Raw genomic sequence first — 15,285 nt, forward strand, 5'->3', positions numbered from 1 at the left:
GGGAGCATTAATTGCTCCCGATTGTTTCTCTCTAAAGAACATACAAACTTGAATAAACGACAATCAAAAAGGGAGCACATGATGTGCTCCCTTTTTATTATTTGCTGTTGTTATTCGTTTACTCTCAACGACTCTTTATAACGATTACCTTTCACCAAATGCGACACTGACATTGGTGTAAATTGGCTTCCACAGGTATTGGAAAACGGACTTCTCACCGGTTGTAATATCTACCTCGCCCGTCATACCTGGCAAGATAGAAAAGCTCTCCGGATTATTACGGAAATAGGGAACATCCACGGAGACGACGACTTCATAATAGATTTCACCGCGTTCACTTTGACTTGTGGTCGGTGAAATACTATCCACCGCCCCTTTTAGCGCCCCAAAGCGGCTGTAATCAAACGCATCAATCTTGATACGAGTCGGCTGCCCTACACTCACAAAACCAATATCTCTTGGTGACAAACGCGCTTTAAAGTCGGCTTTCCCACCAACAGGAACGATTTCAACCACAGTGCCACCTGGCTGAATAACACCACCGTTTTGCGTGCTTGGCAGGCTTTGCACCAAGCCTTGTAGAGGTGACACCAACATGGTGTTGGTCAATTTAGCTTGGCTTGAACGAACTCTAGCATTCAATGCTGATAAGTCAGATACGGCTTTAGAACGATCATCGCTCACTTTAGCTTTCGCTTCCGCCAGAAGCTGTATGATTTTTTGGTCATTACTGTCAGCTTGTCTAATCAATACCGACTTCTTACCACGAGCTTCTTCGATTTTCTGTTCGATACTGGCCAATTTTTGTCGCATTTCAAGCACACGTAAACGTGAAATGTTACCCGCTTTGTAACCCTTCTCCAGTATGTTCAACTCTTGCTTAGTCGCATTTAACTCTTTCTCATAACTCGGCAAGGCCTTTTCTACGCTACGAAGCTGCTCTGCAATTTGCTCGCTCTCTTTCTCAAGCACCACACGCTTTTGGAAGTAGAGGGCTTTTTGCGCGTTCAGCTGCGCTTTTTGTTGGCTGACGATCTCTGGGTAATCGACCTCAAACTCAGCAAGGTTAGGCTCACGCTGCTCAAGCAGCGCATTCATACGTTCCACACTGGCTAGAAGCGTCACTTGTTGGGACTTTAGCTCTTCAAGGGCGGTACGCTGGAAAGTGGCATCAAACTCAACAAGCGGCTGGCCTTTCTCTACCAACTGGCCTTCTTTAACGAGAATTTGCTTTAACTTACCGCCAATCGCGCTTTGTAATACTTGCTTCTCGCCTTCCGGAATCACAGCACCTTTGGCTTTGGCGATTTCATCAACTTGAGTGACTACAGACCAAGTGGCAAAAGCAATAACACATAAGGCAACCGACCATGTGGCCAGCGCCAATGTACGAGCCGTATTTTGTGATTCAACAAGTTCACCGTAGCGCTTGCCCTTCTCGATAGATTGTTTAGTCATTAGCGACTCCTTGCTTAGACTCTGATTGTTCTTGTTGGGCTGCATTTTGTTGAGCAGACGCCTCTTGAGTTGACGGCTGTAGCTCTTGAGATAACGGTTGCTCAGATAACTGCGGTTCTTGAGAAGCTTGAGGCTCTGAAGGCTGTTCCTGCTTCGAAGACTGCTCCGGATCTAATGGACCGGCATAAACCACTGCACCTTCATTTAATACCACCACTTTATCGGCAAGCTTGGTTAAATCCGGATCGTGGGACGTGTAGATCACCGTTGCTTTTCCTTTTTTCGATTGCACAAACTCACCAAATATACGTTTAGCATTTGGGTGAGCATCAGGCACAGGATTATCCATTAAGAACATTGGGTAGCCATAAACCAGCGCTTTCGCGTCAATGAGGATCTGCGCAACGCTGCCAGACAACATGTCAAAAAGGCTGTCCGGCTGAATACTGCTGATGGAAGTATCGAGCCCACCTGATAATGTCTCGAACCAACGCTTTCCACCGACCATTTCAATTGCCGAGATCATTTTCTGATCTTCGACTTTGTGACCGTCGTTTAGCCACTCTCGAATACTCAGCGTAAGCAAATCAGGATATGCGGCTCGAATGAAACACCAATGGCGATAAAGCTGCGGATCGTATTGAACGAGGTTAACGCCTTCAAGCTCGACCATGCCATTTTGGATAGGCTGCAAGCCAGACAGCACTTCAATTAATGTTGATTTACCGCTCCCAGAAGGGCCGGTAATCGCGACAATTTCACCGGCTTCAATATCAAAACTCACACCGTTCAAGGCCGGGCGACTCTGTTTGGGATAGCGCAGTGTCACTTGGTCTAATTTCAAATTAGGCGCTACGACAGGTAACGGGTGATGCTGGTAACTGAATTCACGCTCAGACGGCTGAGACAAGATACGGTTCACTTGCAACTTGGATTGATTAAAGCTATTAAAACGCATCGCGCTGTTTGCCAACACCTGAGCTGGGCCAGTCACCTTAGATATCAACATCATTGAAGCAATCAAACCACCAGGGGTCATCACTTGTTCAAAAATAAGTCCTATACCTAACCCCATCACGGCGAGTGTCGACCCCACACCAATGAAATAGTAAATCGAGGTGTACCGGCTCTGGAGAACCGATTGATTAAAGGTCACTGTTGAAGCAAGAAGATTGGCCTTTTTGAAACGTTGAATCCAGTGCTCTGAGAATCCAGCACTGCGAATAAAGGCAAGCTTGGATGACAGCTCATTAGTCATGTTTTGACGATTCGTACCTGCCACTGTCGATTGCATAGAGCGCTTGCTGCTAGAGCGTATCGAGCGTTTTGCTAGCAAGTAATAAAGGATTAAAGAGACGACTGGAACCAGTACCAACCATCCGCCTAAAACACCTATCGCAAGTACAAAAATAAGAATGAATGGTAAGTCAAATAACGCATTTCCTAATGGCCCCGATAGCACACCTGAAATACGCTCTGACAACATCACTTGGTTTTGCTGACTAGAAGAAGCTGTTTGCTGATTTTGAGCATAGCTATTACGAAGCAGACGCTGCACGAGGGATTGAGAAATCTCACGACTTACTCGGTTGGAAACTGAAGCAAACACTCGGCTACGTAATGTTCTCAACCAACCCATCATCACAAACAACAACGCCGCGCCAATGGCGATACCTTGCAACTCATGCCCTGCATCACCACCAATCACATGGTCATAAATCGACATCGTGATGAAGGGAACAGCAAGCGCAAATAAGTTAGTGATAAAGCTGACCAACAACAATTTAGGAATGATGGGACGAAACGCATGTAACCTTTCGCCAACCCAATCAGGAGATGCCTTCTCTAGTGGTGGCCCTTCGATAACAATACAAAACTGAGGGACATCGGTAATGTCGTCATTGGCATTAAAGGCAACAAATTGCTTGGATTCTAAATGACCAGAGACCAGCTCATGTTCACCAAGTACCAGTAAGACCAATTTATGTTCACCAACTTCATCTAGGTTGGCAACCAAGCGATAAGGCAGTGCAAGCCTGTCGAACAAGGCAAACATATCGTCGATTGATTCAATGCCATTTTCATCGACCCATTGATGTGCGAACAACTGGATATTAGCATTAACTTCCAACTGCTTAAGAACGGAAAGGCTCTCGGTTTCTAAATGATTCATCACCTCTTGTCGACCGCTGGTATCTGCACGGTTGTTCGTACCTGAAGGGTTACCAATATCTAAACGATTCATACGACGGCCTCCTGATTGCTCTCGCTGTCGACCGTAATAGCTCGACTTTCCACTGTAATGATTCGATTAGCAAATTCGCGAAGCTTCGAATGGTAGCTCACCATCAGTACCGTGCGTCCTGCCGTTACTTCTTCTTCCAGCACCTTAGCTAGATTCCCAAGGGCGTCTAAATCAAGTGAAGAATCCGGCCTTTCCAACATGATTATGGGTTTATCACTTGCCAATTGAGCCGCGATATTGAGCATTTTCACGTTACCCATACTCAACAAAGAAGCACTCGTATGGCCAATTTGTGTCTCTAGTCCATCTGGTAATCGAGTAATCTCTTTGGTTAAACCCAAACGCTTTGCATAGTCACTGGCGCTTTGCGTTTTCTCAGGGTCAAACCCGCACAAGTTGTCGAGAATAGTACCCGACACCAACTGCCCTTTAACGCCACAGTAGGCTGCAATGTTGGTTACCGATGCGATTGAAACGGCAGCTCCGTTAATGAAGCACTCCCCCGCTTTTAGATCATCAATACCTGCAATCGACGACAATAAATGACTGTTAGTGTGGCGATCCTCACTCTCTAACAATATCAACTCACCTTTATTCAAGGTGACATCTGCATGAGAGAGTTCACCGTATCTTTCAACGGTCGCTTGCTTAATTTCCAAAGTCTCAAAGTCAGATAAGTGATTCTCAACTTGCTCAGAATCTGAAGATTGCGATAATGATAAGTCACTCAATTTTTCTATTGCCTGATTGGCACTATGTATTGAATTAAGCTTGATTCTAACCCCAACCAGAGCACTCAAAGGCGCAACCGCTCTGCCAGATAAGATAGAACATGCCGCCAAGCCACCAGTAGTTAACTGACCATCCAACACCCATAAGCTGCCAGTGATCACGAGTAAAACTGACGTGGCTAATGCAGCAAGCTGAATACATTCTTGGGCGAAGGCGTTCTGTTCTTCTTCTCTCGCTTTAGACTGAGAGCGAACATTATTGAGGGATTTAAACTGATTGAAGATTCGAGACTCAACAGCCTGGCGTTTGATTCCCTGAATGGTTTGGCTCAGTAAAATCAAGAACGCTTTTCGCTCCTGCTCATCCTGGGAAGCTTCCTCACTTAGACTTTTAACGCGAATAGAAGATAACCAAACGATTCCAAGAGTAATCAGCCAAACTGCCAAAGGTATCGCCACCAGCTCACCGCCGATGTAAGCCACCAAACCCAAGAAGATCAAGGCAAAAGGCAAATCAATAAAGCCTGCAATCACACCACCGGAATACCAATCTTTGACTTTTGATACTGAGCCCAGCCCCTCTTCCACGCCGCCAACACCAATGTGGCGAAGATGGCCTGATGAAGCCGTTGTTACTCTTTCAACCAAGGTTTGATAGGTCGCTTTCTCGGTATTGCTAGCCGCGGCTGACAAAAGCCAAGTACGCACAAACCGGATCAATGCTTCCATGGCCACAGCCAACGCTGCACCCGCCAACAACAAAGTGGCAGTACCGTAACTTTGGTTAGGTAAAATACGATCGTAAATTTGTAAAACCGTTAACGGAACGGCGAGAGAGAGAAGATTTATGAGTAAAGAAGGCAGTAGGACTTTTCCTACCACCCCTTTGTTTTTCATTGAACTTGCGGGCATACACAATCCTTATCCATGCTTATGAAATAAGATTGGTACACCATGTTGAGTATTGCAAGGTAACGGACTGATTTAACGTGTTTTTCAATATAAATATGACACAGATCTTTCTACACAAATCTGTGGCTATACCTGTACCTTAAAAACGCTCCTTACAAATTCTCGTTACAAGCGCTCCTTACAAACAATTGTCGTAATCCGTTATCGCCTGCTTTAACTTTGAAAAGTCTGAGTTACATAAATACGGTTTCAGCGCTTCAAATTTATCTGAGGGCCACTCGTATATTTTGAATGAAATGAGCTCGTCAATAACGGACTCATCAAAGCGGTATTTGACGACTTTAGCTGGAGAACCACCGACAATGCTGTAGGGTGCGACGTCTTTAGTCACCACACTATTCGCTGCAACTACAGCGCCTTCGCCAATCGTCACACCGGGCATCACCATCGCTCGCATGCCTAACCACACCCCATCTTCAATGTGAGTGTCACCTTTGCCAATGTAGGCATCGTCGATGACATCCATAAATGGATACAGCGAAAACCAATCAACTCTGTGGGTATGGTTGCCACCCATCAAAATCACGACCTCTGCGCCAATACAGACATAATCGCCGATATAGAGTTCGTCGATTTTCCATCGAGGCTCCCACTGGCGGCTGACTTCGTCGCCGTGTAAATAACGCACTACCGATTGTTCAAAACCATTATCCCAGCAATCGCTGTAATAACTGTGTTGACCTTTTACATGAATATTGGGGTTGGTTACGACTTCATGCAGCAACTCGAATTTGGACCAATGCTTGTTTTGCATTTTTACCTCTGATTAATCTTTATTAGTTAAATATCAATATATTCGACAATACAGATTCAACGTGCACCGCTTCGCTGACGTAATAGCACTGGGTGCCCTAATACATCAATAGTGTAGTCACTGTTGAAATGATCGTAATGTCGCAGAAACTAAAGAGACGTCAGTGGATTCGAGGTTGCTTTAAGAGAGGAAGTAATTTCACAGTAGACTCGGTTTGTTAACGATAACTCGGTTAATAAATTTACGGGCGCATTGTACCGGTTTATGCGCACCAAATTGACAGAGGAATGTGATTAATAAAGTTTCAAATATCGATTTGTATAATATAAGTTTGAGTCTGTGATTAACACCGACTCAAACTTAGACTTGCTTATAAATTTAGGCTTACGCTTGGTTCTAGGCTCAACGACTACATACGAGCAAGCTGTGCTTTTCTGTCTTTATTGACGACACAGAAGTTGCCACGTTTAGTTCGGCATTTTGAACATCTTTCGCACTCAACAGGGCTTCTGTCCCCTTCTTTCCAACGCTTAACTAAATGGGGTTCAGAAAGCAGCGGTCTTGAAAGCGCGAAGTACTCAATGCCCGTGTTATTTGCGATGGCTTCAATGGCATCGAAATCCGTTAGGCCGCCAACCGTGATCACCGGAATATTAACGTCTTGGCTGATAGCATGACCATATTCGTGAAAATAACCTTCAGCTTGAATGATGAATCCATCGTGAGATTCGCCAATCATGGTGTCGGCTTTGCCATGGATGTTGCCTGACACCACGATGCCATCAACACCCACTTCTTCTAACTTTTTGCACACGAGACGTGTTTCATCGAAGGTAACACCACCGTCAAAAAATTCAGAGGCCGTGAGCTTAACTAAAATTGGGAAGTCGTCGCCCACCAGCTTACGTGTCGCAGTATAGATCTCTAACAGAAATCTCATGCGATTCTCTAGGCTACCGCCGTATTCATCTTCACGTTGGTTGTAATAAGGGCTTAAAAATTGGTTAATCAGGTAAGTGTGAGCAGCATGAATCTCAACACCATCAAAGCCTGACTTTTGAGCTCTCAAAGACGCTTGAGCAAAGGCATCAACAATGTAATCAATTTCGTCTTTGGTCATCGCTTTACCCAGTGTCTGAGTCCCTTTTTCAGGAACTTCACTCGGGGCAAAGATCACTCGTTCGCCAAGATCATGCGTGGTCTTTGTGCCACCGTATGCCAATTGCATGACGATTTTAGAGTCGTTGTCGTGCACCAATTGAGTGAGCTTTTTGTATTCCTCGATAAACGAGTCGTTATACATCCCCATCATGCCCGCATTTGGCTTTTCTTCTTCAACGATGTTCGCGTAACCCGTTACGATCAGGCCGACTTCACCTTGAGCCAACTCTTCATAGATAGCGTACAGTTTATCTGTCATATGCCCATCTTCGGTGGCCATATTTTCCCACGTTGCACTTCTCATGAAGCGGTTCTTCAATGTCATGCTGCCGATGCGTGTTTCTGTAAACAAAGTGCTCAAGTCTTATCCTCATTAAATCTTTATGATGTTTGACCATTATAAAAGACAAAAGAGAACCACTTCTTTTTCACAAAGTGACTCTCTTTTGTCCATTACTGAATGGGCGTTGATTTATGCGGATAGTACAGAGAATAAGACGAGGAAAACTTAATCTAGATTAAGAGAGCAGTACTCTCACATGAGAAAGAGATAGAAAGCAGTAGAAGGAGATAAAAAAGATTGGGAAATAGAATAAAAGAAAGTCGCTCAGTTTTAATAAGCGACTTTGTTCAAATTAATCTGGACTAAGTCAATGGTTCTTACGAGAGGTGTCCACCTACGAATTGCAGCCTACTAACAGCTATTTGAACTCATAGGTGTAAGATGCGCCAACACTGTTATTTTCACCGAAGTCATCCTCAGCAAAGATAGTGAAGAAGTTGAATGATTGAGCATCACTCAATTTATAGCTCGCACCAACGCCAGCCCAATAGCCTGAGTAATCGTCAGAACCCATTGAACCACCACCAAAGCCCATGATAGACCATTCATCGGTTATCGTTTTTAAGCCAAACGCTCCGATATAGCCACCATGTGTCGAGCTCGGCATCAATACATAATCAGAACCCACATTCTCATCATCGAATACTGCTACTTCACCATCGTTGTAGCTGTAACCAGCCATTGGAAAGATTTGCCAACCAAACGGCTCAATATCGAAATAGCTCAGTGGTATAAATGTGCCAATACTGTAGTTGTTCTTATAAGCATCGTTGTCGTATTCTGAACGGCTAAAGTTGAAGTTGACGATACCCAATGGTAATAACCATGAACCGCCTAATCGCCACTCTTCTCCATCAGAGTTAACACGAGCGTTGATCATTCGCGCTTCATCTAGCCCAATAGAGCCCGAAAACTTAAGCTCTTCGTTATAAGCAACGCCTGCTTTGGTTACGATCTTAGTCGGATCATCAGGGTGCTTCTCTTCAGCAAAAGCCCCCATCGACCCGAGCGTTGCCGCAGCAACAAGTAATAGAGTACGTAATGTCATTAGAAGGTCGCACTAACGCCAACAAAGTGAATACGGCCATCGAAAGAACCATCAACAATAAATCTGTCCATATCAACCGAACCTAAATCAGCATATTCGTAGAACACGTCGATTAAAATATCATCCCAGTAAGTAGACGCGCCTACAGAGTAGCGATATTGCTCACCTACAGGAAGGTCAACATACTGCATTGTTGGGTCGTCTTGCGGAGAGGTTTCGTAAGAGAAGCCGGCTTTTAGACGCCAGTCTGAGTTAAGTTGATAATCAGCGCCAACCGCAAATTTCCAAACATCATCCCAGTCACGATCGATCTGGAGCCCCCCTATTTGGGTTCCAAAATCGAGAACAGTAGTATCCCACTCACTCCAACGGTGCAACTGAATACTCGCCAACAGGTCAAGCTGTTGGTTCAACGCATAGCTCGCACTTAAGTCAATAATTTCTGGAACTACAATATCTGTAGATAAAGAGTTCAGCAGTCCGATATTTGTTGGACCTTTTACGTCATTATTGAACTCATGTTCTAGCTTCGAACGGTAACTCGCACCCAACTTAAGCTTATCTGTCGGGGTATACATCACGCCAAGGTTATAACCGTATGCCCAATCTGTGTCTTGTTTGACGGTCAACGCAGATGTTGACTGTTGTAATGCAGCCCAACTCAATTGAATACCCGCGCCAACAGACCATTGGTCATTCAGCTTATAACTCAGTGATGGATTCACTTGCATTGCGGTCAGAGTAATTTCTTCTAGAAGGGCTGCACCTGCCCAATCGCTACCGTAATCAAGGCTTGAGCCACCGACAGCGCCAAGTGCGATACCAAGGTGCAGTTGGTCTGTTACTTGATGAGCATGAAAGGCACCAAATGAGGGAAGAACTGAGTGCCCTTTTCCATCATCGCTAGAATCTTGGTTATCTTGATATTTCATCTCAAGATCGAACGCCATGGTATTGATGGTCGTTTTGCTTTCGCCCATGTGAGACATGGTTGCTGGGTTAGTCCACATCGCAGCAGCTGAACGAGAGTAAACACCGTCACCTGCACCAGTTGTACCGGCATTGGCGACGACAGCTTCTTGTAAAAATAGACCACTTGCGAAAGCATTTAAACTTGTAAAAATTGCGGTGGCAGCTAGCGAGTAAGTAAAAATTTTGTTCATCAGATTGCTCATTTAGCCTTAGACATTAAATTGATCTAAGGTTACCGCAAAGCCCTATAAACAATGGGAATACCCGTTATTACTTTACAAGCGTTATTTGAACTTTCTAGCGACGTATGGACGCGGCTTGTCTCGATGAATTTCACGTTGAGCAGCAATTGCTCTGTTCTTACCTAGCCCTACCTTTATTTGATACCAAGTCTCGTAAAATAAGGCGAACCCAGGACTGGACCACCAAGTCTTGTTGTAGAGTTTCTTATTAGCTGCGACGACATCTGGCGAACGATTCGCGCACTCAAGTGCCAACGCATAAGCTTCAGCGTAAGGATCTTCGGCGATTTTAGTCACCAAGCCATATTCCTTAGCGGTTTGGCTGTCGAGCACTTTGGCCGTCATTGCCATTTCTAAGGTGTGATCTTTACGCATCAGCTCGCGAAATGCGATGGCGCCTCCCATGTCAGGAATCAACCCCCACTTCGCTTCCAATATCGAGAAGTTCGCATCTGGGCTAGCGATTCTAAAATCACCACCACTGGCTAATTGAAGCCCACCTCCCCAACAACGCCCGTGAATCGCAAAAATGACAGGGCAAGGGATCTCTCGCCAACCAATAGAAAAATACTGAGCCGCATTTGGCAACGTCGGCAACCATTTGAACAAAAGCTTCATCGCTCCAACTTTACTGTTCAATAACGATTTAACATCGAGCCCTGAACAAAAATCCGTACCATTACCTTTCACTATCACAGCGCGAATCTCGTTATTCTTTTTGAGTTCTCTGATCATATTATTGACGCCTTCAAACATCGCCATATCAATAGCGTTGAGCTTATCGGGTCTATTCAGCACAACGGTGGCAATTTGGTTTTCATCAATGGAACAAGTGATACGATCGAGGTTTGGCATGGTGGCTACCTTATGAGTGGTCAGACCTTTAGATTATACATTTTATTAACATATGCCAAACTTGCACATTAAGAAGCGAGACCTGTGTTGCTTAACACCTTCCCCTTACACAAACGACATCAATAAAAAAGCAGTGATGGATCGCTCCATTCACTGCATTTTATCCGTAGCTTTGATTATCAAGGGGACTCAGTTTTGACAGAATCTATGTTGTTCGAGATTTCAGTAACAAGAAGATGAAATAACTGCCACCAATAATGGAAACTAGCGTCCCTGCGGCGAGTTGAGCTGGGAATACCACTACTTGACCTAACCAGTCTGCAAATAGCATCAATGCTGCACCAATCAAAAACGACAAGATGATCTGCTCTCGCACCAAACGAGCCCCCATCATTGCAGCGATATGCGGAGCTAACAAGCCGACAAACGCGACAGGCCCCATGGTGGTTGTCACGACCGAACATAAGATCGCAACAATACACAACAGCGCCACGTAGGCGAGATTGATATTCAACCCTCTGGCACTCGCGAACTGTCGGCCAGTCGCAATTAAGGTCACCCAACGACTCAATAGCAAAGCAGCCCCGATAGAAGCCGTTATCACCATGATCATAATCATTGCTGACTCAGGTTCAACACGATAGGTAGAGCCTGCCAACCAAGCCAATAAAGTGTATTTCCCCTCACCAACTCGCGTTAAAGAGAATTGCACCAAAGCTTCTAGCATTGCGGTGAGCGAGATACCAGTCAGGATTAAAATAGACGGCGCAAACTGGTGCTTCTTGCCAAGAAGTAACAATAAACACAGTGCAATCGCGCTGCCTAAGAAAGCAATCCAAGGGCTCAATGAGTGAATCGAATAACCCATAAACAGGCTACTGAAAATCAACGCCAGAACAGCGCCCGCCGACACACCAAGAATGTCTGGGCTTGCGAGCGGGTTGTAGACCAATCTTTGTAAAATCACACCAGCCACCGCCAAACCACCACCAGCGAATATCGCAGTTAACATTCTCGGCCAACGAATCGACCATTCAAATGCGTCTGGGATAACAAAATAGCCCATATCAGAAGAAGGCTGTGAGAGCGTACTCAACGCCAACAGCCCAAAAATCATTGTGCCTAACAAGAAGTAAGCCAAAGGTGAAATAAACTTTGGGCCTTTAGGCATCGAGAAAAACAGCTGATCTTGAGCCGATAATTGCTTTCTCGCAATTATGATCAACGCTGGAGCGCCAATGACCGCGGTTGCCGTCCCTGTTGGAATCATGTCCAAAGACCACTGCGCCAAGAAGATCGCTAAGCTGTCGGTGACACAAAGTAATAGCGCACCTAATACGCAGCTTGCGACGAGTTCAGATTTGGCCTTTAGAAAACCTAGATGCCTAGCGATGTTCGGAGCTATCAAGCCAATAAAGCTGATCACGCCCACTGAGGTAATCGACACTGAGACCAACCAAACGCCAATTGCCATTAGCACAAAGAATGTTGCGCCAATATTGAGCCCGCGTGCTGCTGCACCTTCTGTCCCGATCGAAAGCAAAGTCAGCACTCTTGGCGCCAATAAGAAGATGGCAAAGATCGGAAGTAGCTTAGGCATCAGCCAAATTACTTGTTCCCAACCATTCTGCCCTAGATCACCCGCTCCCCATACAAACAAGTTCTGTGCGTACTGGTCGTTAAGCAAGATAATTGCTGTCGCAAATGCCCCTAGCAACAAGTTGACCGCCATGCCCGACAAAACAATTGGCAAGCCGCTCATGTTTTTGATTCCGACAATCGAAACAATCAGCCCCATCGCCAGCAGTGCACCGATCAGAGCGAACCAAACTGAATACTGAGCGACCAACATCGGCGCAACCACATTCAGAATAACCAAACCAAGCCACGCCCCTGACGACGTACCTAAAGTAAGCGGCGACATCATTCGGTTCTGCGTCAGTTGTTGAAACAGGCTACCTATGGTGCCGAGTGTTCCACCAACCAAAATCGCCATGACCAAGCGAGGCAAGTTGACATAGATTAACGCCATCAACTCGAATGAATCATCAACCATTGAGTTGAATGTCACGCTGTCACTGATCAGTGAAACTTGCTGGAGCAGCTCACCGATAGGGCCAAATTCAGATTGCCCTAACCATAAATGAACAAGGGAAGCGAAAAACAGCGCTACCCCCATCACCAAACCACTGGATTTCATTACTGCTCCGCTAACGTCAACAGCGATTGCGCCATAGCTTCTGCGTTATACAAAATCGACATTGCACCGCCGTAACTCCAACTTGCCGCTACTGGGCTAAATTGACCATTACGAACGAAAGGCATACTCTTCCAAACCGGAGAGCGGTCTAACTTGTCTTGATATGGGAAAGGTTCAAAGTAAAGCGCAATGCCACCCTTGACGTTCTTAAGTTCAGTCATTCGTTTTTGACTGATGCCCCACTGACTCGCAGGAAGATCCATCGCATTTTCAAAACCTAACTGTTCAAGCGCATATTGCGGAATCGAGTTATCGCCGTAAATGAACACCGATGTGGTGCTCGCAAAACGGAAAGAGGTCACTTTCGGTTTGTCGCCCGGATACGCTTTATCCAGTTCAGCCTTAAGGACAGCGATACGCTCATCCATTGCGGCCAGCTTTTGGTTCGCTTGTTCTTCTTTACCAAGCAACTGTCCGATCTTCTTGAAGTTCTCGATAGCAGCCGCTGCATTGCTGTGTTGTTCACTGTACGTTTGGTAGTAAAGCACGGGCGCAATTTCAGATAGTCGCTCCTGAAGATCTTTCTGAGGCGAAGCGATGAGAATCACATCAGGATTTAGCTTCTTCAAAGCAGAAAAATTGGGCTCAGTTCGAGTACCAATGTCCGCCACGCCTTCTGGGATCGCAGGTTGAACAACCCAATCGGTATAACCTGCAATATCAGGCACCGCTACTGGTGTGATACCGAGTTCAATCACTTGTTCAGCAATGTCCCAGTTTAACGCAGCCACTCTAACCGGCTGAGCTTCAAGGGTTTTAACGCCCTCGCTGTCTTCAACTTGGTAATCAGCCATCGCATTAAACGATAAAGCGCTCGCTAATACGGATACTGCTAGCTTTGTATGCAAGCTCTTTATTTTAGAAACATGGGAAGCTATTCGTTGTAAATTCATATTGTTGCCTACTCAATCTAAATTCTATATTTATTCAAACGACAAAAGCAGCCCAGTAATGGCTGCTTTAAATTGATAACCCTAACTTAGTTAGAATTCGTAATTAACATTAAATTCTACAGTTTGCTCTTGACCGTACCAGCAATAGCTCTCATTCCAACAAGTGTAATACTCTTCATTGAATATGTTATTTGCAACGACATTAGCTGTTGTGTTCTTAAGCGAGCTGTTAACCTCTCCTAAGTCATAACCTAGAGACAAATCAACTAAAGTATATGATGGTACTTGGCCTTTATTTTTGTCTGACGTATCGTTTAGAACAGTTTCTCCCACATAACGCACGCCACCGCCGACTCTAAGGCCACTCATTGCACCACTACGTACAAAGTAGTTAGCCCAAACATTTGCAGTATGATCTGGTACAAATACTGGTGTTTGTCCGATATTTGATGCATTTCTATCTTCCGTAATTTCCATATCGGTGTATGTGTAGTTCGCCAACACATCCAAGTTTTCAGTGACTTGTGCTCGTCCTTCCAACTCAATACCTTGTGAGCGAATCTCGCCAACTGAAGTCCATGGTGAAGCGCCATCAGGACGAACTCCAACATTTTTCTTATTCACTTGGAACAGAGCCATCGAACCTGAAATCATATTCTCATATGAGTCATACTTAAGACCAAACTCGACTTGTTCACCGGTTTCAGGATCTAAGTTATTACCGTTAGTATCTAACTTTACACTCGGTTCAAAACTGGTAGCAAAGTTAGCAAATGGAGATAAACCGTTATCAAATTTGTACAAAGCGCCTAAGCGGTATGAGAAGTTTGTATCATCAGTATCCGTTTTGCTTGGTGCACCACCCAATACTGATACTTTTGTCGTTGTTTCGACTTTGTCAAAACGACCACCAGCAATGAACACCCAATTATCAATCAACATCTGATCTTGGAAATAGAAACCAAGCTGACTCACTTCAATGTCGTTATTTTGATAATACGTTTTTGTAAAATCATTCGGATTCAGCTTATTGTTATTTGGATTGTAAAGGTTGATGCTATCAACACCTGCGAAAGCGTCGTAGGCTACATCACCCTCTGTGTTTCGATAATCCACACCAAAAAGTAAATAGTGATCCAATGAGCCAGTCGACACTAAGCCCGATAGTTGGTTATCAACACTAATACCCGTAGAACTTTCATCGGTGCTATATGCCGAACGAGCTAATGAGCCAGTTGAAGCATCAAAATTGCCACTGCTAGTACTTTCTTGATAAAAGTCAGTTTTCATATAACGGAAATTCTGAAGAAATGCCCAATTTGAGTTGAAATCATGGTTAAATTTATAACTG

The 15,285-nt window shown here is 44.8% G+C and carries 11 protein-coding genes; all 11 read right to left on the reverse strand.

Annotated features, from left to right (window positions below; genetic code table 11):
• Positions 1-144 precede the first annotated feature (144 nt).
• On the reverse strand, positions 145-1,458 hold the full coding sequence (locus AB4232_RS01660) for an HlyD family type I secretion periplasmic adaptor subunit (RefSeq protein WP_372085839.1): 1,314 nt from the start codon (positions 1,456-1,458) through the stop codon (positions 145-147).
• A complete protein-coding gene (locus AB4232_RS01665) occupies positions 1,451-3,703 on the reverse strand; it encodes an ABC transporter transmembrane domain-containing protein (protein ID WP_372085841.1) in 2,253 nt (750 codons plus the stop codon). The genes AB4232_RS01660 and AB4232_RS01665 overlap by 8 nt, the downstream gene beginning before the upstream one ends.
• The gene (locus AB4232_RS01670) at positions 3,700-5,346 is read right to left on the reverse strand and encodes an ABC transporter transmembrane domain-containing protein (RefSeq protein WP_372085843.1); all 1,647 of its coding nucleotides are present in this window, start codon (positions 5,344-5,346) and stop codon (positions 3,700-3,702) included. The genes AB4232_RS01665 and AB4232_RS01670 overlap by 4 nt, the downstream gene beginning before the upstream one ends.
• A gap of 178 nt (positions 5,347-5,524) precedes the next feature.
• Positions 5,525-6,160, reverse strand: coding sequence for a CatB-related O-acetyltransferase (locus AB4232_RS01675; RefSeq protein ID WP_372085845.1), 636 nt, complete (start codon positions 6,158-6,160; stop codon positions 5,525-5,527).
• Positions 6,161-6,569: 409 nt separating this feature from the next.
• Positions 6,570-7,682: an NADH:flavin oxidoreductase gene (locus tag AB4232_RS01680; protein ID WP_372085847.1), complete on the reverse strand. Its 1,113-nt coding sequence runs from the start codon at positions 7,680-7,682 to the stop codon at positions 6,570-6,572.
• 340 nt (positions 7,683-8,022) lie between these two features.
• A complete protein-coding gene (locus AB4232_RS01685; RefSeq protein ID WP_372085849.1) occupies positions 8,023-8,712 on the reverse strand; it encodes a hypothetical protein in 690 nt (229 codons plus the stop codon).
• Positions 8,712-9,875: an OmpP1/FadL family transporter gene (locus tag AB4232_RS01690; protein WP_372085852.1), complete on the reverse strand. Its 1,164-nt coding sequence runs from the start codon at positions 9,873-9,875 to the stop codon at positions 8,712-8,714. The genes AB4232_RS01685 and AB4232_RS01690 overlap by 1 nt, the downstream gene beginning before the upstream one ends.
• 93 nt (positions 9,876-9,968) lie before the next feature.
• The gene (locus AB4232_RS01695) at positions 9,969-10,781 is read right to left on the reverse strand and encodes a crotonase/enoyl-CoA hydratase family protein (protein ID WP_372085854.1); all 813 of its coding nucleotides are present in this window, start codon (positions 10,779-10,781) and stop codon (positions 9,969-9,971) included.
• 205 nt (positions 10,782-10,986) lie between these two features.
• The gene (gene fhuB, locus AB4232_RS01700; RefSeq protein ID WP_372085857.1) at positions 10,987-12,981 is read right to left on the reverse strand and encodes a Fe(3+)-hydroxamate ABC transporter permease FhuB; all 1,995 of its coding nucleotides are present in this window, start codon (positions 12,979-12,981) and stop codon (positions 10,987-10,989) included.
• Positions 12,981-13,934, reverse strand: coding sequence for an iron-siderophore ABC transporter substrate-binding protein (locus tag AB4232_RS01705; RefSeq protein ID WP_372085859.1), 954 nt, complete (start codon positions 13,932-13,934; stop codon positions 12,981-12,983). The genes fhuB and AB4232_RS01705 overlap by 1 nt, the downstream gene beginning before the upstream one ends.
• 90 nt (positions 13,935-14,024) lie before the next feature.
• The coding region (locus tag AB4232_RS01710) for a TonB-dependent siderophore receptor (protein WP_372085862.1) at positions 14,025-15,285 on the reverse strand (1,261 nt) is incomplete at its 5' end.

Origin of the sequence: Vibrio sp. 10N.286.46.A8 (genome assembly GCF_041470165.1) — a bacterium.
GTDB lineage: Bacteria > Pseudomonadota > Gammaproteobacteria > Enterobacterales > Vibrionaceae > Vibrio > Vibrio tasmaniensis_A.